General features: G+C 46.4%; 26 protein-coding genes and 1 riboswitch. Of the genes, 14 read left to right on the plus strand and 12 right to left on the minus strand.

From position 1 onward, the window contains the following. Positions 1 to 11: 11 nt before the first annotated feature. The gene (locus tag RBB45_RS23155; RefSeq protein WP_009795289.1) at positions 12 to 1,007 is read right to left on the minus strand and encodes an ABC transporter substrate-binding protein; all 996 of its coding nucleotides are present in this window, start codon (positions 1,005 to 1,007) and stop codon (positions 12 to 14) included. Between the two features lie 144 nt (positions 1,008 to 1,151). Here RBB45_RS23155 and RBB45_RS23160 point away from each other — a divergent pair, with 144 nt between their 5' ends. Both RBB45_RS23160 and RBB45_RS23165 read left to right on the plus strand, forming a co-directional pair. Next, a complete protein-coding gene (locus RBB45_RS23160) occupies positions 1,152 to 1,952 on the plus strand; it encodes an alpha/beta hydrolase family protein (RefSeq protein WP_148951187.1) in 801 nt (266 codons plus the stop codon). 21 nt (positions 1,953 to 1,973) lie between these two features. Then, a complete protein-coding gene (locus RBB45_RS23165; RefSeq protein WP_094769585.1) occupies positions 1,974 to 2,216 on the plus strand; it encodes a DUF2584 domain-containing protein in 243 nt (80 codons plus the stop codon). Between the two features lie 60 nt (positions 2,217 to 2,276). Here RBB45_RS23165 and RBB45_RS23170 read toward each other — a convergent pair whose 3' ends face one another. After that, positions 2,277 to 3,356, minus strand: a complete 1,080-nt coding sequence (locus RBB45_RS23170; protein ID WP_094769584.1) for a citrate synthase/methylcitrate synthase — start codon at positions 3,354 to 3,356, stop codon at positions 2,277 to 2,279. 110 nt (positions 3,357 to 3,466) lie between these two features. On the opposite strand from RBB45_RS23170, the gene RBB45_RS23175 reads away from it, so the two are divergent. Both RBB45_RS23175 and RBB45_RS23180 read left to right on the plus strand, forming a co-directional pair. After that, positions 3,467 to 4,345 (plus strand): LysR family transcriptional regulator, encoded by an 879-nt coding sequence (locus RBB45_RS23175; protein WP_094769583.1) that lies wholly within the window; start codon positions 3,467 to 3,469, stop codon positions 4,343 to 4,345. Positions 4,346 to 4,417: 72 nt separating this feature from the next. Beyond that, complete coding sequence (locus tag RBB45_RS23180; RefSeq protein ID WP_094769582.1) at positions 4,418 to 4,864, plus strand: DUF4385 domain-containing protein; 447 nt, start codon at positions 4,418 to 4,420, stop codon at positions 4,862 to 4,864. 84 nt (positions 4,865 to 4,948) lie between these two features. Here RBB45_RS23180 and pckA read toward each other — a convergent pair whose 3' ends face one another. Further along, positions 4,949 to 6,538, minus strand: coding sequence for a phosphoenolpyruvate carboxykinase (ATP) (gene pckA, locus RBB45_RS23185; RefSeq protein WP_009795283.1), 1,590 nt, complete (start codon positions 6,536 to 6,538; stop codon positions 4,949 to 4,951). A gap of 270 nt (positions 6,539 to 6,808) precedes the next feature. On the opposite strand from pckA, the gene RBB45_RS23190 reads away from it, so the two are divergent. Continuing rightward, on the plus strand, positions 6,809 to 7,051 hold the full coding sequence (locus RBB45_RS23190; protein WP_009795282.1) for a hypothetical protein: 243 nt from the start codon (positions 6,809 to 6,811) through the stop codon (positions 7,049 to 7,051). 1,096 nt (positions 7,052 to 8,147) lie between these two features. On the opposite strand, the gene qoxD is transcribed toward RBB45_RS23190, so the two are convergent. From qoxD to qoxA, 4 genes are read right to left on the minus strand one after another with little or no spacing between them, the layout of a single operon-like run. Next, positions 8,148 to 8,432, minus strand: coding sequence for a cytochrome aa3 quinol oxidase subunit IV (gene qoxD, locus RBB45_RS23195; RefSeq protein ID WP_035403236.1), 285 nt, complete (start codon positions 8,430 to 8,432; stop codon positions 8,148 to 8,150). Positions 8,433 to 8,435: 3 nt separating this feature from the next. Then, entirely contained in the window at positions 8,436 to 9,032 is a 597-nt protein-coding gene (qoxC, locus tag RBB45_RS23200; protein ID WP_009795279.1) for a cytochrome aa3 quinol oxidase subunit III, read from the minus strand. Next, positions 9,032 to 10,984 carry a cytochrome aa3 quinol oxidase subunit I gene (gene qoxB / locus RBB45_RS23205; protein ID WP_009795278.1) on the minus strand — a complete coding sequence of 651 codons (1,953 nt, stop codon included), beginning with the start codon at positions 10,982 to 10,984 and terminating at the stop codon, positions 9,032 to 9,034. The genes qoxC and qoxB overlap by 1 nt, the downstream gene beginning before the upstream one ends. Positions 10,985 to 11,025: 41 nt before the next feature. Beyond that, a complete protein-coding gene (qoxA, locus tag RBB45_RS23210) occupies positions 11,026 to 11,973 on the minus strand; it encodes a cytochrome aa3 quinol oxidase subunit II (protein WP_009795277.1) in 948 nt (315 codons plus the stop codon). A gap of 132 nt (positions 11,974 to 12,105) precedes the next feature. Between qoxA and RBB45_RS23215 the strand changes: the two genes are divergently transcribed. The 4 genes from RBB45_RS23215 to asnB all read left to right on the plus strand — a co-directional run bounded on the left by RBB45_RS23215 (position 12,106) and on the right by asnB (position 16,859). Continuing rightward, the gene (locus RBB45_RS23215; RefSeq protein WP_263625860.1) at positions 12,106 to 12,228 is read left to right on the plus strand and encodes a hypothetical protein; all 123 of its coding nucleotides are present in this window, start codon (positions 12,106 to 12,108) and stop codon (positions 12,226 to 12,228) included. 114 nt (positions 12,229 to 12,342) lie between these two features. Then, a complete protein-coding gene (locus RBB45_RS23220; RefSeq protein ID WP_170939591.1) occupies positions 12,343 to 12,708 on the plus strand; it encodes a thiol-disulfide oxidoreductase DCC family protein in 366 nt (121 codons plus the stop codon). Positions 12,709 to 12,822: 114 nt separating this feature from the next. Next, positions 12,823 to 13,000, plus strand: a riboswitch (SAM riboswitch). 431 nt (positions 13,001 to 13,431) lie between these two features. Continuing rightward, positions 13,432 to 14,631: a methionine adenosyltransferase gene (gene metK, locus RBB45_RS23225; RefSeq protein ID WP_094769578.1), complete on the plus strand. Its 1,200-nt coding sequence runs from the start codon at positions 13,432 to 13,434 to the stop codon at positions 14,629 to 14,631. Positions 14,632 to 14,954: 323 nt separating this feature from the next. Then, positions 14,955 to 16,859, plus strand: a complete 1,905-nt coding sequence (asnB, locus tag RBB45_RS23230; protein WP_224952348.1) for an asparagine synthase (glutamine-hydrolyzing) — start codon at positions 14,955 to 14,957, stop codon at positions 16,857 to 16,859. Here asnB and RBB45_RS23235 read toward each other — a convergent pair. Beyond that, complete coding sequence (locus RBB45_RS23235; RefSeq protein ID WP_009795270.1) at positions 16,856 to 17,731, minus strand: C39 family peptidase; 876 nt, start codon at positions 17,729 to 17,731, stop codon at positions 16,856 to 16,858. The two genes, asnB and RBB45_RS23235, sit on opposite strands and share 4 nt — an antisense overlap. Before the next feature lie 118 nt (positions 17,732 to 17,849). Then, a complete protein-coding gene (locus RBB45_RS23240; RefSeq protein ID WP_009795269.1) occupies positions 17,850 to 18,362 on the minus strand; it encodes a gamma carbonic anhydrase in 513 nt (170 codons plus the stop codon). Between the two features lie 167 nt (positions 18,363 to 18,529). Between RBB45_RS23240 and RBB45_RS23245 the strand changes: the two genes are divergently transcribed. Together RBB45_RS23245 and RBB45_RS23250 are read left to right on the plus strand one after the other, a co-directional pair. Beyond that, entirely contained in the window at positions 18,530 to 19,333 is an 804-nt protein-coding gene (locus RBB45_RS23245; protein WP_009795268.1) for an alpha/beta hydrolase, read from the plus strand. 11 nt (positions 19,334 to 19,344) lie between these two features. Continuing rightward, a complete protein-coding gene (locus RBB45_RS23250) occupies positions 19,345 to 20,436 on the plus strand; it encodes a tetraprenyl-beta-curcumene synthase family protein (protein WP_022544304.1) in 1,092 nt (363 codons plus the stop codon). Positions 20,437 to 20,580: 144 nt separating this feature from the next. Here RBB45_RS23250 and mnmM read toward each other — a convergent pair whose 3' ends face one another. After that, the gene (gene mnmM / locus RBB45_RS23255) at positions 20,581 to 21,153 is read right to left on the minus strand and encodes a tRNA 5-(aminomethyl)-2-thiouridylate-methyltransferase MnmM (RefSeq protein ID WP_009795266.1); all 573 of its coding nucleotides are present in this window, start codon (positions 21,151 to 21,153) and stop codon (positions 20,581 to 20,583) included. Between the two features lie 101 nt (positions 21,154 to 21,254). Beyond that, positions 21,255 to 22,226 (minus strand): tRNA modification radical SAM protein MnmL/YtqA, encoded by a 972-nt coding sequence (gene mnmL / locus RBB45_RS23260; RefSeq protein ID WP_009795265.1) that lies wholly within the window; start codon positions 22,224 to 22,226, stop codon positions 21,255 to 21,257. Between the two features lie 347 nt (positions 22,227 to 22,573). Between mnmL and RBB45_RS23265 the strand changes: the two genes are divergently transcribed. Continuing rightward, positions 22,574 to 22,837 (plus strand): YtzC family protein, encoded by a 264-nt coding sequence (locus RBB45_RS23265; RefSeq protein ID WP_009795263.1) that lies wholly within the window; start codon positions 22,574 to 22,576, stop codon positions 22,835 to 22,837. A gap of 12 nt (positions 22,838 to 22,849) precedes the next feature. Beyond that, positions 22,850 to 23,032, plus strand: coding sequence for a hypothetical protein (locus RBB45_RS23270; RefSeq protein WP_022544302.1), 183 nt, complete (start codon positions 22,850 to 22,852; stop codon positions 23,030 to 23,032). Between the two features lie 39 nt (positions 23,033 to 23,071). Here RBB45_RS23270 and RBB45_RS23275 read toward each other — a convergent pair whose 3' ends face one another. After that, positions 23,072 to 23,875 carry an alpha/beta fold hydrolase gene (locus RBB45_RS23275; protein ID WP_306010405.1) on the minus strand — a complete coding sequence of 268 codons (804 nt, stop codon included), beginning with the start codon at positions 23,873 to 23,875 and terminating at the stop codon, positions 23,072 to 23,074. A 245-nt stretch (positions 23,876 to 24,120) separates the two neighbouring features. Between RBB45_RS23275 and RBB45_RS23280 the strand changes: the two genes are divergently transcribed. Then, positions 24,121 to 25,308 (plus strand): MDR family MFS transporter, encoded by a 1,188-nt coding sequence (locus RBB45_RS23280; protein ID WP_022544300.1) that lies wholly within the window; start codon positions 24,121 to 24,123, stop codon positions 25,306 to 25,308. The last annotated feature ends 331 nt before the right edge of the window (positions 25,309 to 25,639 follow it).

Below are 25,639 nucleotides of genomic sequence, written 5' to 3' on the forward strand. Positions count from 1 at the left end.
CAGAGCCTTGCCTACTTCATCACTTTTTCGGCAATTTCTGTATTAACTAATGTTTCATGATCAATCCGTTTTGGAAGTTCGCCGGCCTCATCCATAATATCCTGGAGGTTTTTCCATTCCTCTTCATCCAATATAGGATCAGCTGCAAACGAGCCTTGGCTTCTGTAGCGGTCCACTACCATTTCGATGATGTCAAGGTCAGTGTCCTCGAAATATTTCTGGATTACTTCAGCTGTTTCCTGGGGCTCATGCGAATCAACCCACTGCTGTGCCTTATAGATTGCACGGGCAAATTTCTCAACCGTTTCACTGTTTTCTTTCATATAGCTTTCTTTTGCCATAAAGGTGGTATAAGGTACATGACCGGATTCTGTGCCAAAGGAGGCGACAATATGCCCTTTGCCTTCTTTTTCAAACACGCTGGCAGTCGGTTCGAAAAGCTGAACGAATTCACCTGTGCCTGAAGCGAAGGCTGGAGCGATATTGGCATAATCTACATTTTGGATCAGGTTTAAATCTTCCTGGGGATCAATTCCATGCTTCTTCAATACAAACTCCCCTACCATCTGAGGCATTCCGCCTTTGCGCTGGCCAAGGAAGGTTTTCCCCTTCAGCTGATCCCATGTAAAGTCGTCGATCTTTTCCCGGGATACGAGGAAGGTTCCATCTGTCTGTGTCAGCTGCGCAAAATTGATGACAGGATCATTTGTGCCCTGGCCGTATACATAGATGGAGGTTTCCGATCCGACAAGCGCCACATCTGCTCCATCCGAAAGAAGGGCTGTCATCGTTTTATCTCCGCCAGGGGTGGTTGTCAGTTTGACATCAAGGCCTTCTTCTTTGAAAAATCCCTTTTCAATGGCAACATATTGGGGAGCATAGAAGATGGAACGGGTAACTTCCGCAATCCTGACAGTCTGGACTTCGTCTTTGCCGCAAGCCGCCAGCGGCACCAGCAGTACAAATACAGCCAGCAAAGAAAAACCTATTTTTAAAGCTCTTTTCATGCTATTGCCTCCCGTGTGTAAAGGTGTGTGTTCTTATCTAAGCTATCGTATGATTTGGGCAAAAAATGTGTGAATGCCCAGGAACGGAAATTTAAAGGAAGGCTTTGTGCCTATTATTCTGCAGGGTTAAGGAGATGAGAATTGATGGAAGAAATGATTATAGACAGGCAGCGCTATCCTTCCCCAAACCCTGCCATTGAATTGAGCCTTATCACTTATACAGCCGGGGGATTAAAGATTAAAGGCCTGCTGGCAGAGCCGAAGGATGGGGAGATATATGACGGATTCCTTTATTTGCGGGGCGGAATCAAAAATGTGGGGAAAGTCAGGCCGGGGCGGATTGTCCAATTTGCTTCAGAAGGTTTCATTGTATTTGCGCCATTTTACCGGGGAAACCAGGGCGGGGAAGGGAATGAAGATTTTGCAGGTGAAGACAGGGAAGATGCATTTTCAGGCTTCCGCCTTCTTCAGAATCATCCCCGTATAGATAAAGTCCATATTTTTGGCTTTTCCAGGGGAGGAGTCATGGCGCTCCTTGCAGCCATCCATCATCCTGAAGCGGCATCTGTCGTTACATGGGGCGGAGTCAGCGATATGGCATTGACGTATGTGGAGAGGAAGGATTTGCGGAGAATGATGAAGCGGGTAATTGGGGGAACACCGGTTAAATATCCTGAACGGTACGAAAGCAGGACCCCCCTCTACCATCTTGAGGATATGGGGCCTCCCGTGCTGATCATTCATGGAGCTAAGGACCACAATGTTTCTGTCGAGCACGCCTACAGGCTTGAAAAGCGGCTGAAGGCATTGGGGAAGCCGGTCGAGAGCTGGTATTTCAACGAATATACCCACTACTTCCCGCCGGCTGTCAACCGCAGGGTGGTTTCCGATTTAACTGCATGGATGAAAAAACAGGCTGAATACTGTACTATAAGAGTAGATTAGAGAATGAAGGAGAGATATCCTATGGGAATGCCTTTGGAATTAAATACAATGATTGTGACAAAGGGCAGGGAAACCAGGCTTGAAGACAATTATTTTACTCTTGAAAAAGAAGGCTACAGGATTTATCCGCTGGACATCCCCGTAGAAGTCCGCAAAACAAAAGAAGCTGATCTAAGCGGAACTGCCCTGATCAGGAAGCTTGAAATGCAAGATGGAAAAACACGCATCACCTATCAGCTGGTAGCACTGAATTCGACTAACTAAAAAGGCAGGCCCCTGTGATGGAGGCCTGTTCATTTTTTGTAACCGGCCGAAGAGGAAAGATTAGTGAAGCGGACCGATATACAGCGACTCTGGACGAAAGATCGCATTGTTGTCGGCCTGTTCAATTACGTGTGCTGTCCAGCCTGCTATCCGGGCAGCAGTGAATGTAGGTGTAAAGAGGGAGTAATCCATCTTCAGGGCTTTCATGATGGCTGCTGCGTAATATTCGACATTTGTATATAATGACCGGCCCGGCTTATATTCCCCCAGAAGCCTCAATGCTGTTTGTTCCGTTTCCAGCGCCATATCAAGCCATGTATCATGGCCGGCAAACTGCTGAAGCTTATCCTTTAATGCTGCTGCCCGCGGATCCAGCGTTTTGTATATGCGATGGCCAAACCCCATCAGCTTTTCCCCCCGCTCCAATTTCTCCCTGATGACAGCTTCTGCATCTCCCCGCTCCATTATTTCATCCAGCAGCTCTATCACTCCTGATGGAGCCCCTCCGTGAAGCGGGCCTTTCATTGTGCCGATTGCTGAAGTAATGGCTGAAATAAGGTCTGATTCTGTGGATGCAGTCACTCTTGCTGAAAAAGTCGAAGCATTCATCCCATGTTCCATTGTAAGAAGCAGATACGTTTCCAAAGCCTCTGAATGGGCCTTTTCAGGGATTTGTCCCTTCAGCATATAAAGATAATTGGCAGCATGGCCCAAAGAGGGTTCAGGATCTACCGGCTGCTTCCCTTCCAGCAGCCGGCTCCTGAAAGCGATCATCACTGGTATGAGAGCGGTCAGCTGGACAGCCTGCCTTACTGCTGGCTTTTCCAGGCTTCCTCCTAGTGAGGATACAGCGGTTCTTAACACGTCCATCATGCTGAAAGACACGGGCATGGCTGTTATAATGCTGGCCACATGCGGAGGAATCGCCCTGAATGAGTGGAGTTCAGTCTTCAAATCGTCCAGTTCCCCGCGGGCGGGCAGGCGGCCATGCCAAAGCAGGAAAGCTGCTTCTTCAAAAGAGCACTTCCTGGTCAGTTCTCCGATTTCATAGCCCCGGTAAATCAGCTGTCCCTTCAATCCATCCACATGGCCAACGGAGGTTTCAGCAGCAATGATTCCTTTTAATCCTTTAGCAATCATTCTCATTCTCCTTTCCTTATCTGCTTTCATTGTATAAAATATCAATTATTAAGAAAATTAATTATTTTTAATTGAAATGATTAAGAAAATTAATCAGGAAGGGTGGAGCTATGGATTTAAGCTGGGTGACAACATTTATTGCAGCGGCAGAGACTGGCAGCTTCCGGAGAGCGGCAGACCTGCTTTATATCTCACAGCCTACTGTTACAGTTCATATAAGGCAGCTGGAAAAAGAGACCGGGGCATCTCTTTTTGAACGGGGAGGCAGAAAGGTGGAACTGACCGAAGAAGGCAGAAGATATCTGGAACACTGCCGGAAGCTGATGGCTGTCCATCAGGAAAGTCTCGAAGATTTGCAGTCCATTTCACAGGGGTTCACTTCATCGCTGAATATTGCTATTTCCCCGCTGGTTGCTGATACCATCCTTCCATATGTACTGAAAAGCTATATAAAACAGCATCCAGAGGTCGAGATTTCAGTCGTCATCGCTGATTCTTCCGATATAGAAGGAGCTGTCAGCAAGGGGGTTGTGGATATTGGCCTTTCATGTCTTCCGGCCGCTGACCCGCAAATGATATCAGAGCTTCTATACAATGACAGGGTAATGCTTGTCGCCGGACATGACGGGAGAGATTCGGAAAGTGCCCCGCCCCTTGATGAAGAAGAGGTTCTCTTGTCTGCCTATCTTCTGACACATAACCACCCAGGCTATTGGGACCAGCTTTGCAGGGCGGTAAAGATTCGTTATCCCCGCGTGAAAATGATGCGGGTGTCGCAGACGCATATAACCAAGCGCTTTATAGCCGAAGGCCTTGGTGTATCTTTCCTGCCTGAGTCGACTGTGAGGCGGGAGCTTCTGGAAGGACGGCTTTTGGAGGTAGAGTGCAGGAATATACAGCTGCCGGAAGCAGCTGCCTATGCAATCATGCGGTACAGCCATTCAAAGCAGAGGGAATTTTTAAGCTTTCTATCCAATTACAGAATCTAAAAGAGGGCAAAGTGCTGCATGTTGTTTTGAAGCCTGGCTGAAAAGGAATGGATAAGCAGGGAGATGATAACAGTGGCATTTGATTATAAAATGGACTTTGAACAGATCGATTTCCGCAAAAATCCGGAGAAATACAGGGTTGGGAGAGGGGAGCAGGGGGTGCTGCTGGTCGAACCATATAAAAGTGAAATTCTTCCCCATTGGCGTTTCCGGACGCCGGAGATTGCAAAGGAGTCATCGGAAAAGATTTATCAGCTTTATTTGGAGTATAAGAAAAAAGGAGATTTTCCCGGCATGGACATGAGCCGTAAATTCATTCAGATGGGTTATACGCGTGCAAGGCGGTATGCGAATTATAAAGGCGGACGCAAGTATGATGATGATGGGGAGGTAAAGGAAAGGACCCTTGATGAGGAAAAAGCGGAGTCGGCACGTATTTTTAAGGAAAAATGGAACCTGATCAGAGAGGACCAGGAGTACCTGGAACTAAAAAAAGCCCATCAAAAGAAATATGGATAGAACAGCAAGCCGTGCCAGGATTCCGGGCACGGCTTGCTGCTTTTACCTATTCACTGTTAAAAGAATCTCAGCTTTAATCAATAGTCAGGCCTCTGAAGGACCGCCTTTTTCCTCGATTTCAGCCGGTACGTCTGTGAATTTTTTGAAATTGGCCCTGAATTGGGCGGCAAGCTCTTTTGCTTTTTCGGCATATGCTTCCGGATCTGCCCATGTTTTTACTGGCTGAAGGACATCATCAGGAACACCAGGCACGTGAAGCGGAATCTCAAGGCCAAAGATTTCATCTTTTGCTGTCTCAGCATGATTCAGTTCACCGATCAAAGCAGATTGAACCATTGCGCGTGTGTAGGCAAGCTTCATGCGGCTGCCTGTTCCGTACTCTCCGCCTGTCCAGCCTGTATTGACAAGGAAGACGTTGGCATTATGCTCGCTGATTTTCTCGCCGAGCATTTGAGCATACCTCATTGCCGGCAAAGGCAGGAACGGTGACCCGAAGCAGGTTGAGAATGTGGCCTGCGGGGAAGTGATGCCGCGCTCAGTTCCGGCAAGCTTTGACGTATAGCCGCTTAAGAAATGGTACATGGCCTGCTCTTTAGAAAGCTTGGAGATTGGAGGCAGTACCCCAAACGCATCCGCCGTCAGGAAAATAATCGTATTCGGATGGCCGGCGACGCTAGGATCGACGATATTGTCGACAGCCTGGAGCGGATAGGCCGCACGGGTATTTTCAGTCAATGTATTATCGTCATAATCCGGAAGGCGTGACTCCTGATTGACGATGACATTTTCCAGGACAGATCCGAAGCGGATGGCGTCAAAAATCTGCGGCTCCTTCTCGCGTGTCAGGCCGATGCATTTTGCATAGCATCCACCCTCGACATTGAAAACTCCTGTTGATGACCAGCCGTGCTCATCATCTCCGATCAGGCGGCGGTTTGGATCAGCGGAAAGTGTCGTTTTCCCTGTTCCGGACAGCCCGAAGAAAAGGGCCACATCGCCTTCTGTGCCGACGTTTGCCGAACAGTGCATAGACAGGATGCCGTTTTCCGGAAGGACATAATTCATGATAGAGAATATCGACTTCTTGATTTCCCCGGCATATTCCGTGCCGCCAATCAATATAGTCCTGCGCTCGAAGGATACAATGATGAACGTCTCGGACTGTGTCCCGTCAATAGCCGGATCTGCTTTAAAATCAGGGGCGGAAATGACAGTGAAGGCAGCTTCATGTTCGAGCAGCTCTTCTTCAGAAGGACGTATAAAAAGCTGATGGGCAAAAAGGTTGTGCCATGCATATTCATTGATTACTTGAATAGGAAGCCTGTGCTTTGTGTCGGCTCCTGCAAAACCTTTAAACACGTAAACTTCTTCTTTATCTTTTAAATGATCGATCACTTTAGTATAAAGACTGGAAAAGATCTCTTCGGAAATAGGCTGGTTCACTGGTCCCCAGTCGATCTTATCCTTCACGGATGCTTCTTCAACAATATATTTATCCTTTGGCGACCGGCCGGTATATTTTCCGGTTGTGGCGCAGATTGCACCAGTTGCCGTCAGGACGCCTTCCTGTTTATTCAGTACTTTTTCCACAAGCTGGGGTACAGACAATTGCATTTGAATATTCTGGCCTTGCAATAGGGTGCTGAGTTCGTTTGGGATGCTTACAGAATTCATCTGATGAATACCTTCCTTTGCCAATTTGTTTTTGAAAGTGATTACATCTCAAAAATAGTATAACACATTTAAATTATTAATCTATACTATTTAACTTTTTTCCTTGTGTTAACAAGAAATTGTAACAATTCACCTATTCTGAGAGGAAAGCTGCATAATTTTTTGTTGTTAAGGGTAAAAAAATAACAAAGTCAAGGGATATTTCGTGAATATATATTGACAATATGGTGAACGAAGAGGGATAATAAGGAAAAAAGGGGAGCGATAAGCATGAACAGCAATCAAAAGGTTATAATCTTCACCAAAAATATCGGCGGAGCCATCCTGGCAGCTGGAATTCTCACTTTTCTGGCTGGATTTTTTGCAAACGGTTCCAGCTTACTGACTCCTATCGGAATCGGAATGGTCATCGGAGCAGTTTTCATTTTCCTCATGGGCATCTTCTTTAAAGCAACAGAAGAAATGCTCGAAAAAACAGAAGGCTGCAGACTGACAGTACAGCACAAAAAATAGGAGCGTCGGATGACGCTCCTTTTATTTTGCAGGAAAAAGGGGACTGAGAAAGCTTTTCAGTCCCCTTTTTGATTTCTAGGTGCCACATAAGATCTGATGTTCTGATTTCCTTATCTCTCTTAGGTATAGTAATGGCAATAAATCGCCGGAACCCGAAAGCACAAAAAGTTAAGTAAGCCTGTTGATTGGAGTGGAAGGCACGAAGACCCCTGCGGGATTGCAGCGAAAATGTTGAGACCCCACAGCGCGGAGCGCGATGGGGGTCAACTTCGCCCCGCGGAAAGCGAAGTGCCTGGAACGCAAATCAGCAGTCCTCATTTATACGGGGGGCGTTCAAAAGAGCAGACCTTCCCGGACCTGAATGTGGGAATCAGTGACAGGTTGTAAAATAAGTGGATGAATTCCCCCTACTTTCTAAAAAGCTTTAAAAATAGCTCAAATAGACGGAGAAATTCCGGCTATCAACTCAAAAAACAGGAAAAAGGGCAACTTCGCTTCCCTTAACCGGAAAATCTCCGCTTATTTATGCCCGCCATCCCATATTCAGCAGCCTAGCCGGAAAATCTCCGCTTATTTTATGGCTTGCTGGCCACTCAAGTAAGGGGAAGACTTCCAGATTTTTATAAACAATCCTTCACTAAACTGCTCAATCATTCGAATAAGCCTCTCATAAAGTGATACCACAAAATGTAAACTGTTCTTGGTTATAAGAATAAGCAACGACCCTTTACGAAATGAGCCAATCTTTATTCTGAGGTACAGTAATGGATTAATGAAATGCCGGAATCAAACCTGCAAAAAAGTTAATTAGTCCTGTTGATTGGAGTGCAAGGCACGTAGACTCCTCATAAAATGCATGCGCATTTTTCTCGTGCGAAGAAACATCGAGGAAGAGGATTCAACGTCCTGCGGGATTGCAGCGGCAAAGCTGAGACCCCGCAAGAGCTTGCTCTGAGGAGGCTCAGCGCCGCCCCGCGGAAAGCGAAGTGCCTGGAACGCAAATCAACAGCCTTCATTTATAAGGCAAAAAAAAATAGGAGCGCCATTTGACGCTCCTATTTTTTATGGTTAAAGCAAGGCGCTTCCGCTTTTAGTTTTACATATAACCCCAAATCATAGTGAGCAATGTACCAAACACAGTCACCAGGGCAATAAAGATCGAATAATAAATATTGGTAAAAATCGTTCCTTTGTCATCTGATTCACCTGCGTGCATGAATACGACCAGCTGCAGTGCAGCCTGTATGAATGCCGTAATAACAAGGATCGTCAGCCCGACTGCATAGGACATGTCAAAGAAGTAAACCATGAGGGCCACTGCTGTCAGGATTAGTGAGAATACAAAGCCCATCACTTGTTTGCGAGGAAATAATTCGCTCATTGTTTACATCAGTCCTTTCAGGTAAATGAAGCTGAAGATGAAGATCCACACAACATCAAGGAAGTGCCAATACAGTGAAAAGATGAATGACTTATTGGCAGTGTGGGGATTCAATCCGCGTTTTTTCACCTGCAGCATGATTGCCAGTCCCCAGAAAATCCCGAACGTAACGTGGAGTCCGTGAGTCCCCAGTGTAGTGAGCAGGATCGCTGTAAAGGCGCTTGTCTGAAGTCCTGCACCGATATGGACATAGTGTATGAACTCGTATATTTCTACACTCAGGAATCCAAGTCCAAGAAGGATGGTAATCCCAAAGAATGCAAGCATCGCTTTTTTATTGCCGAGCCTCATGGCATGAATAGCCAGCCCGATCGTAAAGCTGCTCGTCAAAAGAACAAATGTCTCTATCAAAACAGGTGAGATCTCAAAGATTTCACCGGCAGACGGACCGCTTCCGGTCCTGTCCACCAAGGTAAAATATCCGGCAAAGAGTGTTGCGAAAAGCATGATTTCCGCACCAAGGAAAATCCAGAATCCCAATATCTTTGTCTTATTTTCTTCAGTACTAAATTCAAGCGGCAGCGAGTGATCTATTTTCATTAGTTAGCACCCCGCATATTAGTTTCATTTTCAGTTTTTTCGATTTCCTTAACCGGGATATGGTAGCCATAATCCTTTTGGAACGACCATACTGCCATGCAGGCAAAGATGCCGATCGTTGTGATGATGACTGGAATCCACATAGCAAAGATGAAGGAGAAGCCCCATGCAAAGAAGATGCAGCTTAAGATAAATGGCAAGCCGCTGTTATTCGGCATATGGATTTCTTCATATTTGCCAGGGAATAGGTTGTGTCCGTGTTTCTTCGCATCCCAGAGGCCTTCAGAAGTCTTCACTTCAGGCAGTACGGCAAAGTTATATACCGGCACCGGTGTGTTTGTCGCCCACTCAAGTGAACGTGCATCCCAAGGATCTGAACCGATGTCTCTTGAAGCATAGCGTGTGCTGTAATACACATTGTATACAATCAGGGCGAAGCCAACAGCAAGCCCTGCAGCTCCAATAAAGGAAAGCATATTCCAGATGCCGTATCCAGTAGCTTCAGAATAAGTGTACGCGCGGCGCGCCTGTCCGTCCAATCCTGAGAAGAACATCGGCATGAAAGCAAGGAGTGTACTCATGGAGATAATCCATGCAGTCAGCTTTCCGATCTTTTCGTTCAGGATGTAGCCGAACATTTTCGGCCAGTAGAAATGGAAACCGGCAAGCATCGCGAAAACTACACCCGGAATAATAACCATATGGAAGTGGGCAACCAGGAACATTGTATTATGATACTGGTAATCCGCAGCCGACATTCCGAGCATGACACCTGTTACCCCGCCGATTGTGAAAATCGGGATGAAGAGAAGGGAATAAAGCATTGGCGTCGTAATCGTAATTTTCCCTTTCCAGAGCGTCAGGAGCCAGTTGAAGATCTTAACTCCGGTCGGCACGGCAATCGCCATGGTTGTAATAGAGAAAATACTGTTTGTCAAAGCTCCCTGGCCCATTGTAAAGAAGTGGTGGGTCCAGACAAGGAAGGACAAGAGTGAAATGATCACCATGGATCCTACCATTGATTTATAGCCATAAAGGTTCCTGCGTGCGAACGTTGAGATGATCTCGCTGTATATACCGAAAGCAGGAAGTATCAGAATGTATACCTCAGGGTGTCCCCATACCCAGAAGAAGTTTGCCCACAGCATATCCATACCGCCATTGCTGGTCGTAAAGAAGTTGGTGGCAAATAATCTGTCAAGAGATCCCATTGCAAGAGCAACAGTCAGTACAGGGAAAGCAAATACGATAATGATGCTGGCAACAAGTGATGACCATGTGAACATTGGCATTTTCATCAATGTCATGCCAGGAGCACGCATCCTGAGGATGGTGGTTACCATATTGATACCGGTCATCAATGTACCCAAACCAGCGATTTGCAGTGAGAACATATAATAGTTGGTTCCGACTGATTCGCTGAACTCAGTCCCTGCAAGAGGGAAGTAGGAAGTCCAGCCGGCATCAGGCGAACCGCCGATAACGAATGAGATGTTCAGCAGCATGGCACCCATGAAGAAGAGCCAGAAGCTGAGTGCATTAAGTTTAGGGAAAGCAACGTCGCGTGCCCCGATTTGAAGCGGCACAACAAAGTTCATAAAAGCCATGATGAATGGCATTGCCATGAACAGAATCATAACTGTTCCGTGCGTTGTGAAAATTTCATTATAGTGCTGTGCGTCAAGGAGGGTATTGTCCGGCACAGCCAGCTGGGCACGCATCATGATGGCATCTGCGCCGCCTCGGAAAAGCATGAGCAGGGCAGAAATCAGATACATGATCCCAATCCGTTTATGATCGACTGTTGTCAGCCATTCTCTCCACAGATAGCCCCATTTTTTAAAATAAGTCAAGCCTGCAATGATGGCAATAACCGTTAAACCTATAGCAACCATTGACGCATAGATAACAGGGCTGGGATGCGGAATGGCAAAACGTTCAAAGAATTCCATAGGATTTTAAACTCCTTTCTAGGGTAGCGGGTCTGTTCTTATTAATGGCCTTCATGTTCTGAGTGGCCATTGTCGCCAGATCCGTCCTCTTCCATATCCATATGTTCATGATCTGAGTCAGCATCATGGCTGTCAGAGCTGGAACCATGGTTATGGCCGCCATGCTCGCCTTCAGGTGCGGGCATGAAATCAAGATGTGTTCCGGTATAAGTCGACTGTCCAAGATGCCCCGGTTCAAGCAGTTCATTGAATTTTTCTTCCGTAAGAGGCTCAGCCGTATCTTTCACGTCATCAACCCATTGGTCAAACTCTTCCTGCGGCATGGCTGTTACATTGAATGTATTTTCAGCAAAGCCTTTTCCGTTAAAGTTGGCATTGCGCCCCATATATTCACCGGGTTCATCTGCTCCCAGGTGCAATGTGTTGACCATATCAGCCATGGCATATTTTTGTCCGCCAAGCTGAGGGATCCAGAAGCTTGTGATCGGTCCGTATGAATAGAGCTTAAATTCAAGCGGGCGGTCAGTCGGTACATATAGATAGTTGACTGTTTCGATATCTTCTTCTGGATAGCTGAAATGCCATTTCCAGTTAGAAGATGATGCATATACGACTAAAGGCTCTTTGTCGCCGTATCCTGTAGGTGCTGATTCCACTTTATAGTTGCTTTGTGTGGATACAACCGAAAGGAAGATGACGATCAGGACGGGGATACCGACACAGACCGCTTCGACCAGAAGATTTCCTTTAATATGCGGCGGTTCATAATCCTTGCTTTGCTTTGAAGAGCGGTATTTATAGAGCATATAAGCAAGCATGGCAAAAACCACAAGGACGATGACAGACATGATTGCCGTTGACAGGATGATGTCTTTTGCCTGGACGGCGGCCTGAGGCCCCTTGGGATCCAGCACCATCAGCGGCTCACAGCCTGATAGAATAGTAATGATTGTAAATATTCCTAAAAGCAAAGAATATTTCTTTTTCATGGATAAGCCCCTTTCTCAATGGCTGAAAGTTTAATAACATAATAATAGTGTATATGTTACATAGTTCACAATCTGTTATCATCATAAGCAATTTTAAAGGGTAATTCAATAGAATGTGAAAGGTGTCACAAATTGTTCAAGAAGATAGAAATTCTTTCCGAACTTTGCGGCATATTATTTGCACAACAGAAATTAAGGGGGCTTGCCAAGGCGGGGGAAACTCCTGCAGCTAAGCAGAAGAGGCATTATATATAATGAAACATATATTATATAGATATAAGTTTACACTGCTTCTATATTGATTGAAAGGTATGGTAAAATTTAATAAAATGCACGATTTTACAGGCGGGAGATGGTAATGTGAAAACGATGGCCCTTTACGACAATACTTGCCAGCTTTGCCAGATGACAAAAAAATCTTTCCAAAAGCTTGACCTTCTCCACAGGGTAGACTGGGTTTCACTCCAGAAATATGAACAGGAGCATGGAGAAATTCAGTTCAGCAGCAGGGAGCTGAGGAAAGAGCTTCATATTATAACTCCTGAAAAAAAGGTCCTGAAAGGTTTCTATGCAGTAAGAAGGCTGCTGCTGCTGTTCCCCCTGACCTTCGTTTTCGGGCTCTTTATGCACCTTCCTTTCGCATCTGCTGCCGGGGTTCCGGTATACCGGTGGATTGCACGGAACAGACACAAACTGCTTAGGAAGAAATGCAAGGACGGCAGCTGTTCCCTGTGATTAATTTCCATATCGGATTTTCTGCAGGTGCAGGATGAATTCTTCTTGCTATAGCGGAGAAAATGATTGACGCCGCTACATCTGTACGTTATGATTTTACCTTGAACGGATACTCTCTTATCCCGAGCTGGTGGAGGGACAGGCCCGATGAAACCCAGCAACCTGCTAATGATGCTTTTGAAAACGGATATATGCTGAAAAGAGCATAACGGTTCAAATTACCAGCCAGCAATGGTCTGTTTTTAGCAAAGGTGCTAACCTGACGCAAGGAAGATTCCTTGAACGATAAGAGTGAAAGGCGCGAATCATTTTGCTTTCAACCTTTTCACTTTGGGAAGGTTTTTTATTTTGCATTTTGAGGGATGTCTTTTAATTGCATATTATGGAAGTTTTTGCATAAAGCTGATTTACAAGGGCTATGCATTTAACAGGATAAAATCATACAATTTCTATTGTGCCTGGCTTATATATAATGCCTTTGACCGGTTTTCTGCATCGGCGGTGACCTGCCTTTTCAGCACTTGCCTGAGAATGCACGTACCGGGGGATGGAACCAGCCGGTTATGCAGATTGTGAAGCAATGCATACGCGAGAGCGGGATAAAAACTCCATGTTTATTCAATACTACTTAGGGAATGAGTACCGTATCAATCCGAGGGGAAGAATAAGGTGTAGCGCCGGATAAGAACCTCACTCTATTCTTATAAATAAGGAGGAAATCAGATGTCAAATAAACGCCGTTTGTTTACTTCTGAATCAGTTACTGAAGGTCATCCGGATAAAATCTGTGACCAGATTTCTGATGCAATTTTAGACGCTATCTTAGCAAAAGACGCAAATGCCCGCGTTGCTGCTGAAACATCTGTTACAACAGGGTTAGTCCTTGTTGCAGGTGAAATTACAACATCTACATATGTTGATATTCCTAAGCTTGTCCGCGAAACAATCAAGGAAATCGGCTATACCCGTGCTAAATACGGCTTTGATTCCGAAACATGTGCTGTCTTGACTTCCATTGATGAGCAGTCAGCTGACATTGCAATGGGTGTAGACCAGGCGCTTGAAGCGCGTGAAGGCCAAATGTCAGATGAAGAAATCGAAGCGATCGGCGCAGGGGACCAGGGCCTTATGTTCGGCTTTGCCTGCAATGAAACGAAAGAGCTTATGCCTCTTCCGATTTCCCTGGCGCACAAATTATCACGCCGCCTGACAGAAGTGCGCAAAGAAGAAATTCTTCCGTATCTGCGTCCGGATGGCAAGACACAGGTGACTGTTGAGTATGATGAGAACGACAAGCCGGTACGCATCGATACCATTGTCATCTCCACACAGCACCATCCTGAAATCAGCCTGGAGCAAATCCAGCGCAACCTGAAAGAACATGTCATCAATCCGGTCGTTCCAAAAGAACTGATCGATGAAAATACAAAATACTTCATCAACCCTACTGGCCGTTTTGTTATCGGCGGACCTCAAGGGGATGCAGGTTTGACTGGCCGCAAAATCATTGTTGATACTTACGGCGGATATGCACGCCACGGCGGTGGCGCATTCTCCGGCAAGGATCCTACAAAGGTTGACCGCTCAGCAGCTTATGCAGCCCGCTATGTAGCGAAGAATATCGTCGCTGCCGGCCTTGCTGATAAGGTTGAAGTGCAGCTTGCCTACGCCATCGGGGTAGCGCAGCCGGTTTCCATTTCTGTTGATACATTCGGAACAGGAACTGTGAGCGAAGATACGCTTGTCGACCTTGTCCGCGATAACTTTGATCTTCGCCCGGCAGGCATCATCAATATGCTGAACCTGCGCCGCCCTATCTACAAGCAGACTGCAGCTTACGGACATTTCGGCCGTACAGATGTTGATCTTCCTTGGGAGCGCACTGACAAAGCAGATACACTGCGCCAGCAGGCTGGAAAATAATCCTTATAAGAACAAAAAAGCGGGAGTGCTGAAATATGCAGCTCCCGCTTTTATATTTCGTCTAAGGGGATAGAGCGTTTAACGGTCTGCTGATCTGTGAATAATTCTTGTAAATGCCTAATTTTTCCCCTGCCTGTTTTTCATGTTGATAGTGCCATTTTTTCAGGTTTAGTGGTAGTATTAGAGAGTATGTTTTTTGGGATTAATGTGTGATATGGCAGATTATGGCTGGCCGGGCAAGCACTGCACCGGCATGAATGCCTTCCGCTGTTTTTTTCAGACGGAATGGGATTTTGACTAAATTGAAGAAGGTGAACTACATAATGTGCGGTTTTATCGGCTGTGTCCATGAAAATGCGCAAGTTCTGAACGATGCGCAAAAGCAGCAGTTTGAAAATATGAATAATATCATTACCCACAGGGGGCCTGATGATGCAGGCTATTACAATGATGAACATATCCAGTTCGGCTTCCGCCGCCTGAGCATCATTGACATCGAATGCGGCCATCAGCCGCTGACCTATGAAAATGAGAGATACTGGATCATTTTCAATGGCGAAGTCTATAACTATGTGGAGCTTCGCGAAGAGCTCGTAAAAGAAGGCCTTACATTTGAGACCAATTCAGATACAGAAGTAATCATCGCGCTATACAGCCACCTGAAGGAAAAAGCGGTTGAAAAACTCCGCGGCATGTTCTCATTTGTCATCTGGGATAAACAGGAGCAGTCCTTATACGGGGCTAGAGACCATTTCGGAATCAAGCCTTTCTTCTACCTCGAAAATGATGGGAAAACATTTTTTGCTTCTGAAAAGAAAAGTATCCTGATGGCGCTGGAAAATGACGTCCTTAACTATGAGTCCCTTCAGCATTATTTGACTTACCAGTTTGTTCCGGAGCCGGAAACAATGTCCGCTGGCATCCATAAACTTGAACCGGGCCATTATTTCACAAAGAAAATCGGTTCTCCGATGGACATCAAACGCTATTGGAAAGCTTCGTTCCAGCCTGTCCAAAAGTCTGAGCCGGAATTTGTGAAAGAAATAAAAGACGTCCTGTTCGATTCTGTTAAAATGCATATGCGAAGCGATGTACCGGTTGGTTCATTCCTGTCCGGCGGCATCGATTCTTCCATCATTGCATCCATTGCAAAACAATACCATCCGAATATCAAGACATTTTCTGTCGGCTTTGAGCGGAACGGATTCAGCGAAATTGATGTAGCCAAAGAAACAGCGGATAAGCTGGGTGTTGAAAACATCAGCTATGTGATCACACCGCAGGAGTATATGGATGAACTGCCGAGGATCATGTGGCATATGGATGATCCGCTCGCAGATCCGGCATGTGTGCCTTTATATTTCGTTGCCCGTGAAGCACGCAAGCATGTAACGGTTGTCCTTTCAGGTGAAGGTGCGGATGAGCTGTTCGGCGGCTACAATATTTACCGTGAGCCCCAGTCGCTTGAAATGTTCAATAAAATACCGCAGGTCGGGAAAGCTTTCCTGAGGCTGATTGCCAGGATGATGCCTGAGGGCATGAAAGGCAAAAGCTTTATTGAACGCGGCGTGACTCCGATGGAAGAAAGATATATCGGAAATGCAAAAATGTTCACTGAAGAAGAAAAGCGCAGGCTGCTTGGCGTCTACCAGAACGGCATCGATTATAAAGATATCACAAGGCCTTTATATGCGGAGAGCCAGGGCTATGATCCTGTGGACCGTATGCAGTATATCGACATCCACACCTGGATGCGCGGCGACATTCTATTGAAGGCTGATAAAATGACCATGGCCCATTCCCTTGAGCTTCGCGTGCCATTCCTTGATAAAGAGGTATTCAATGTAGCTTCAAGGATTCCGACAAACCTGAAAACGGCCAATGGAACGACCAAATATATTTTGAGAAAAGCGGCAGAGGGCGTTGTGCCTGACCATGTGCTAACCCGCAAAAAGCTTGGCTTCCCTGTCCCGATCCGCCACTGGCTGAAGGACGAGATGAACGGATGGGCAAAAAAAATAATCCGCGAAAGCAGCACGGATCATTTGCTTAATAAAGACTATATTCTGAAGCTTCTTGAAGACCACTGCCAGGATAAAGCAGACAACAGCAGGAAAATCTGGACTGTGCTCATGTTTATGCTCTGGCATGATGTGTATGTCGAAAAGAAATATTCATTTGAAAAGGAACTGATCAGCGAACCATCCTTTCAGCCTATGAAAGGCTAGCGGGAAAGATAGGTAATTGCCTGTCTTCCCATCTGCACCCAGGCTTCTTCAAAGCCATCAATGGGTGCTTTTTTATTTTTCTCTCCTGTGAGCGGATCGTTAAAATATACGTATCCAGAATCATATCCTGTAATCAGGACAGAATGCTCTTTATAAGTGATCTTAACCGGCCCGCTAGGCGTCTCCCATGTCTGAAAATAATCCGGAGCCAATTTCTGATAGGCCGTGTTCGTAATCACCCAGACAGGCTGTCCATCTGATAGATGCGTTTTCAGCTCTGTAAAATCAGAACCGGTCAAATCAATTATTTCGCCAGGCAGGTACTTTTCGGCCAGATCCTTGACCGGCTTGTGGTATACACCAAGACCTGGCCCATCAAGGGAATACATGTCACCGATGAAGCCGTCGTTCGGATGGCCGTAATATACTTTGCCATTCTCCTTTTTGTAGGGAGTCGGTTCTTTTTCTATTTCCTTTGCGAGCGTCATTTTATCTGCCTGAACCCCGGCATGCTGCAGCAGCATGCTGAGACTAGTAACCTCGCAGCCCCGCGGAAGCTCAGGGAGCTGATGCAGAACAGGGGCGTCAAGCAGCACCTCATCCTTGATTTTTATGATAGGCCGGTCAAGTGTCTTGTCCAAAAAGGAACTCGCCGATGTCAAAGGAGATTTGATCCAGGACTTGATCCGGTCTGCAATACCGCCTGGCGAACCTGGCTGATTATGGTCAATGGCTATGGCCCCTGCAAGGAGTACAGCAATGAAGATAAATAGAATAAAAGGGCTGAAGAGACGCTTTCCTTTCTTTGCTTTTAAAAGAAGAGAAAGAAAAAAGATCAGCAGCAATAGAATAACAATAAAGAGATAATTCATTTGCACCACCTTGTGTTATCGTGTTCCAGCCCATTCAGCCGCTTTTGGCTGATAAGCATAAGTTTTTTCCAATAGGGTAACTATAAAGTAACTAGCCTGTCCGTTATGCAGCCGCCTTCTAGTCTTTGAGCGACTTATAATACTGGCCCTTTTCGGCATATTCGCGGCTGATCCGTTCCATATCCTTAATATCCTCTTCTGTCAGTTCCCTGATTACCTTTGCTGGCCTTCCGAATGCAAGTGTATTGGGCGGGATCTTCTTGCCTTGAGCTACCAGGCTGCCGGCCCCGATAAAGGCGCCTTCCCCGATTTCGGCATTGTCGAGGATGATAGACCCCATGCCGACCAGCGCTTTTTTGCGGATGATGCAGCTGTGAAGGATGACCTGGTGTCCGATGGTCGCTTCATCTTCAATGATTAACGGGTTGCCAGGACTTTGGTGAAGGACGGAATTGTCCTGCACATTTACTTTTTTGCCGATGATTGTCGGTGCTACGTCGCCGCGGATAACCGTATTGAACCAGATGCTGGATTCGTCGCCAATTTCAACATCCCCGGTGATGGTCGCATAATCAGCGATATACGCTGTCGGCGAAATGCGGGGGAATTTCCCTTTATATGGGTAGATCATTTTATACACTCCCTAGTTGTAATAGTTAGATTTTATCATTTTTTGTCGGAGCAAGCCGCCATTTTTTTCAGGAGATTGTATTTTCTGGCGAAGCTGCCATTTGGCAAACAGCTTCAGATTATAGGATAATGCTAGTAGAAAATTTGTGTACTAACAGGAGGAAGACTATGTGGAAATGGGAAGCTGAAGGTGAAGCTAAAGCGGTGATCGTTATGGTCCATGGTGCTATGGAGCATCATCGCCGATACGGCTGGCTTATCGAAATGTGGCGTTTATCCGGTTTTCATGTAATTATGGGCGATCTTCCCGGCCAGGGCATGACAACCAGATCAAGAAGAGGCCATATCGACTCCTTTGATGAATACATATTTGAGATTAAGGACTGGATCCAGGCTGCCTATCAGTTTGAACTGCCGGTATTTCTGCTGGGGCACAGCATGGGAGGCCTGGCGTCAATCAGGCTGCTTCAGGAAGAACGGATGAATCTGGCAGGCATCATCTTGTCCTCGCCATGTCTAGGGCTCATTCAAAAGCCATCCGGTATGCTGAATCTTTTATCTTACGGACTTAATAGAGTGGCGCCGAGCCTCAGGATGAGTTCCGGACTGACGATTGAAATGGCCACAAGAAACAAGGATGTCCAGGAGGCAGATCTGAATGACAGCCTTTATGTGACAAAGGTGTCTGTCAGATGGTACAGGGAGCTGGTCCATGCCATTAAGCTCGCTTTTGAAAATCAGGAAAAGACACAGGATATCCCCATGCTTGTTATGCAGGGAGGGGAGGACAAGATTGTCAATAAAGCGACGGTTAAAAACTGGTTCAATCAGGCGCCCTTGTCTGAAAAAAGGTTCAAGGAATGGCCTAAATGCTATCATGAAATCTTCAATGAACCGGAACGGGAAGAAATTTTCGAATATGCCAAGGACTTTGTCGACAGCCAGCTGAAAACGCTCGGCTACCTTGTATAAGAGGTGTTGAAATGACTGTACCTTCCATGCCAATCCCTTTAATGACAAAGGTATATAAAAAAATCATCCCTGAAGTCCACCGCGAGCTGGCGTACTGGAGGGAAAGGGCCGGGAACATCCCTGATCCTGAGCTTAGAAAGCAGGCGCTGGCAAGCATCGGCCATAAAGCCTTCCACTGCGAGGGAGGCGCCATCATGGCCCTTTTGGCCAAGGACCGGTATAAGGAGGCTGTCCGGTTCATTGTCGCCTATCAGACGGTAAGCGATTATCTGGACAATCTTTGTGACAGAAGCACCTCCCAGGATCCTGCTGATTTCTCCGCCCTTCATGAGGCTATGGAAGATGCCCTTTCCCTGGAGCCGGGATCAGGTGATTACTACCGGGAGCGGCAGGAGAAAGAGGACGGCGGTTATCTCGCAGAATTGGCCGGAGCCTGCCGGGGGATGCTGAGGGGCTGCAGGCATTATGAAAGCATCCGCTCTTATTTAAAGGAGCTTTGCCGCTATTACTCCGATCTGCAGATCCATAAACATGTCTGTCCCGAAGAACGGGTCAATAGGCTGCAAAATTGGCATGCAGAATACAGAGGACTTGTTCCTGAAATGGAGTGGTATGAATTTTCAGCCTGTTCAGGCTCTACACTCGGGATTTTCAGTCTTGTGTCCTGCGCCCTGTCTGATGAATTTGCCGAGGAGGATGCAGCAAAAATCCGCCGCGGCTATTTTCCTTATATCCAGGGACTTCATATCCTCCTCGATTACCTGATCGACCAGGAGGAAGACCTGGAGGGAGGAGATTTGAATTTCTGCTTCTATTATCAGGATGAACAGCAGCTTTTTGCACGATTGCAGCACTTTATTGCCGAGGCGGATAAGCATATTGAAGGCCTGCCGCACAAAAGCTTCCACCGGCTCATCAACAGGGGGCTGCTCGGCATTTATCTCTCCGATGAAAAAGTGCGCAGGCAAAAGCATGTGCGCCGCCTGGCCCGCCATATCATAAAAACAGGCGGTCCGGTCAGCTATTTCTTTTATGTGAATGGAAGGGCCTATCGGACTGTGCAAAAATGGGTGCCCGCTGGATTAGCCAGGCTGCTTTTTTAAAAATTGCATTGTAAAGCGCTGTCCCAGGTCAGCGCTTTTTTTATTGGATAAAAGAGGCATTAAAACCTGCCCGGCCTGCACCCCGAAGTCTTTCCTCCCGTCATTGCAGCGCTAAAACAAAGAAGCCTGCACAGCGGCAGGCTTTCATCTTTTTTCGATGGCTATAATAAAAGGCGGTTTATTGGCCTGGTTGATAAATTGATATTGCAGGACATGAGCGCGCTCCTGCTCAATGGTTTTAACATATCGCAGGAGATAGTCCCTTTCAACCGCTCCTTCAAAATGTCCATGGTAGATCACCAGGACGATGACAGCTTCTGCTGGCATGACTTCCAGGAGCTGTTCAATTGCAGAAATGGTTGTGCGCGGCCGGGTAACCACAGTTTTGTCGCTTCCCGGCAGATAGCCCAGATTGAAGATGGCCGCAGCAATCTTCTTATGATGGACAGGCGGTATGCATTCCAGGAGCTGTTCGTGGCCGCTGTGGAAAAGGGTTGCGCGCTCTTCCATGCCATGTCCGGATAAGCGGATTCTGCTATTATGTATAGCCTGTTCCTGGATGTCAAACCCATATACCCGCCCATTCGGCCCGACCAGATTGGCCAGGTAAAGGGCATCATGGCCATTGCCAAGAGTGGCGTCTACAACAATATCCCCGGGACTTACCGCTTTCTCAAGGATGGTCCGGGCATAGGGAAGAATTCTCTCAAGTTTCATGACAAACCTCCAATTGCATAACTGTATGTATTATAGGTATAAGCTATTAAGACAAAACAGGCTGCACCGATCGTTTCCGGTGCAGCTGATGCGGACATGACTTACTGTAAAGCACCGGTTTCAGAAGGCTGTGTATAATATTTTCCCTGCCAGCTGCCGCGGCGCTTCATCTCTGCATCAATGGAATTGAGGACATCCCATTTATTGACGCTCCACATAGGGCCAATCATAAGATTGATCGGTCCGTCCCCCGTTATCCGGTGGATAATCATTTCTGGAGGAAGGATTTCAAGCTGATCGCAGACGAGGCGGACATAGTCTTCCTGGGAGAGAAATTCAAGCATCCCTTTCTCATACTGCTTGACCATCGGTGTTCCTTTCAGGAGGTGAAGAAGGTGAATTTTTATTCCCTGAACATCAAGCTTGGACACCTCACGGGCCGTCTCCATCATCATGTCCGGCGTTTCAAGCGGAAGGCCATTGATGATATGCGAACAGACGCGGATGCCATGCCTGCGGAGTTTGCTGACACCGTCAGTATAGCACTGATAATCATGCGCCCTGTTGATCAGCCGGGCAGTACCCTCATGCACTGTCTGCAGGCCAAGCTCTACCCATAGATAAGTTCTTTCGTTCAGTTCAGCCAGGTATTCGATAACATCATCTGGAAGGCAGTCCGGGCGTGTCGCTATCGACAGGCCGACAACATCTTCCTGGGCAAGCACCTTTTCGTAGCGCTCCCTCAATACTTCGACAGGTGCATGTGTGTTGGTGAAGGCCTGGAAGTAAGCCATATACTTGCCATCTTTCCATTTATGATGCATCTTTTGTTTAATTTCATTAAATTGGTTTTCCAGATCATCAGCCCGGTTGCCGGCAAAGTCGCCTGAGCCGGCAGCACTGCAGAAAGTACAGCCGCCAAAGGCACGTGTACCGTCCCGGTTCGGGCAGTCAAAACCTCCATCAAGAGCCACTTTGAAGACTTTATGGCCAAAAACCTGGCGGAGATGGTAATTCCACGTATGGTATCTTTTATTGTCTGAGGCAAATGAAAAAGGATTGGCCTGATTCATGTCAGACACCTCCTTTAATGGACGCGGGGCATCCGCTTTTCTATTATGGATTTTACCATAAATTAAATTGAAGGGGCATGCGGTATTTACTTTATTGATTTTGGGCTATTCGTCTGAGGCAAAAGTTTACATGCCTTTGAGCTGTGCTGAAAAACTGGCAGATAATTATCTAGCTGAATGAGCCCAAATTCAACAGCACTTTTTAACAGAGCAAAATTGCCAATCAGCTCGATATGGGAGTGGTCTGCCATGATTTCCCGCCTTATGTCTGTGATAGAAATGTCCCCGTGAAACACACTAATAGGGAAGCTTAAAGCTTCTCCACTGATTTATAAGGAGGGTATAAGATGGCTACCCGTCAATCTGTAGAACAATTTCTTCAGCAGTGTGAAGATGCGATAAGAAATGCAAACGAGCAGTACCAGCAGGCAAGCATGCAGGAACACTTCAATAATCATGAATACACAGATGCAATGCAGGGGCTTGAGGCTGCCTTCAATGATATGGCTGATCTTGCCCACAGCGCCAATGCACAGCAGCGGGAGCAGCTCCACAGGATGAGGCTTCAGCTGCAGCAGCTTCAGAACAGCATGACACTGCTCAGGCATTAAGGGGGAAGCATGATGAAAAAACGTTCAAAGCAGAATAATCCGGAACAAAAGACAAGAAACGGCATCAATAACCAGGATATTGAGCTTGGCAGGGATTATGATCCTGTAAAAGAATCAAAAAAGAAATATGAAAAAAATCTCGGGAGCCAGCCCATCAAGTCGAAGCAGCATCCTGAGCCTGAACAGCTTTCATAAAAAGAAGCCGGCTCATCCAGAATGAGCCGGCTTCACCTATTATCCCAGCCTGGCAAGGAAGCCTTCAACCGTTTGATTGAATAAATCAGCTTCTTCAAGGAAAGGGCAATGGCAGCTGTCTTCAAAGATGACCAGCTCAGAATCAGTGCTGTGCTCCTGTATATATTGGCCAGCCGCGACAGGTATCAGTTTTTCCTCCCGTCCATAACAGAGCAGGGACGGCTTTTTCAGGGTGGGATAGAGCGCACGGTAATCAACGATTGATTGATCAAACAAGATGCTTGAAGCGATCGATTCAGGCATTGCGGTAACAGCATCCATCATCCATTCAAAATCTCTTTCCGCAATGGTTTTTTTGAACATCAGCGGCAGGAATCCGCTCACAAACCCGTGCCTGTTATTTTGAATCTCCTGCATAAAATGGATAAGGGCAGGCATATCAAACGCACCCATCGGAAAATCAGGCCACTTGAAATCAGAAGGCAGTTCATCAACGACGATCGTTCCTTTAAGATGTTCCTCCCCGAACTGCTTAATATACTCCCAGACGACAAAAGCTCCCATTGACCAGCCGGCAAGGACCACATCTTTTAACTCAAGCTTTTCCATAAAGTCATGAAGATCCCTGGCATATGAAGAAATGGTATGGCCGGAGTGCGGCTTGCCTGATTTCCCATGCCCCCTCATATCGACGGCAATGGTTCTCGCCCCGGAAATCCTTCCGAGCTGCTTTCTGAAAAAAGCGCTGCTCATCCAGACGCCATGTATGAAAATGACCGGTGTCCCGCTTCCTGAATCCTCATAATACAGTTCAAGGTAATCGCTGATGGCTGCCCTTGGCATGAAAACTCCTCCTTTATTTTTAGATGGAAAATGAATATAAACCCACATGCTATACACGCTTTCCGCCTGTTTTCCATTGAGAAAAACAGCTGCTGGGCAGGACGATATTTTCTTCTGTTTATTTTTATTCAATCCCTGGAAAGTTTAGGCGAAAAAACATGAAACTTTTCTATTGCAGGGAAGGGTAAAAACCACTAGAATTGTTTTGGTGTTCGAAATATTATTTAAGCAAAGGAGCGTTTTTCATGCCTCGTGCCCTCTGGCTTTTAATTATAGGGATGGCGGTGAATGTAACAGGCTCTTCTTTTTTGTGGCCTCTTAATGCCATTTACATTCACGACCATCTGGGCAAGTCGCTGTCGGTTGCGGGGATTGTGCTGATGCTCAATTCTGCAGCCAGTGTTGCCGGAAATTTATACGGCGGATATCTTTTTGATAAAATCGGGGGATATAAATCAATCCTCCTTGGAATAGGCATTACAGTATTAGCTCTCACAGGCCTTACCATCTGGCATGGATGGCCGCATTATGTGATCTTCCTGACTGTCATCGGATTCGGATCCGGGATTGTTTTTCCATCCATGTATGCCATGGCCGGTTCGGTCTGGAAGGAAGGCGGGAGGAAATCGTTCAACGCCATTTATGTAGCTCAGAATCTGGGTGTCGCGGTTGGAGCAGCTCTTGGAGGGCTTGTCGCCTCATATTCCTTCCAATTGATTTTTCTTGCGAATGCACTGATGTATATCATTTTCCTTTTGATAGCTGTCTTTGGGTATAAAGGGATCCAGACGATTTCCGGAAACCAGACATCTGTCCTGAAAGAAAACAAAAGGATCAAGAACCATGCCAAGCTGTACGCATTATTGATCCTTTGTGCCGGCTATCTGTTGTGCTGGGTCGGCTATGTCCAGTGGCAGTCCACGATTGCAGCTTATACACAGGAAATTAATATTTCCCTGAAGCAATACAGCCTGCTGTGGACAATCAATGGAGCACTTATCGTCCTTGGACAGCCGTTTTTAAATGTAATTCTGAAAAAAATCGGCAAGAATCTGAAGACACAGATCATTACCGGGATCATCATATTCATCGTTTCATTTGCCCTGGCAGCTTCTGCTGAGCAATTCTCTGCATTCATTGCTTCCATGGTCATTCTCACAATCGGTGAAATGCTCATTTGGCCGGCTGTGCCGACTATCGCCAATGATCTTGCCCCAAAAGGGCGGGAAGGTTTCTACCAGGGAATCGTCAACAGTACGGCGACCGGCGGCCGGATGATCGGGCCGCTTCTTGGAGGCATCCTTGTAGATTTAAATGGGATGGGCATGCTGTTCTCCGTATTGATCGGACTGCTGGTCATTTCCATCTTTACAACCATCATGTATGATAAAAAGCTAAAACAGTCGGAAGAAATGACTGTTCGTGCATCCTAAGCGCCGGATTCCGGCGCTTTTTATTTGGTTGTGCTATTCCATGTTTCACCCACATTTCTGACATTCAATCTGTCCAATTGTTCTGTGAAGTATTTATTTACAAAGGCAGGCGATAAGATGGGGGGGAATTTTACTTGAATTCTTCCAAAGCGGTTCTAACTGCCATCAAAGTTTAAATAAACCTGTTCATTGCAGTGCAAGGCACGTAGACTCCTGCGGGATTGCAGCGGCAATGCTGAGACCCCGCAGCGCGCAGCGCGAGTTATCATGAACGAAACTAGCTCCTACTCGTAACATCGTAGGTTAATCTGGTTAGAATGTTTACTGTTAA

Origin of the sequence: Bacillus sp. MMSF_3328, from assembly GCF_030733525.1 — a bacterium.
GTDB lineage: Bacteria > Bacillota > Bacilli > Bacillales > Cytobacillaceae > Bacillus_AB > Bacillus_AB infantis.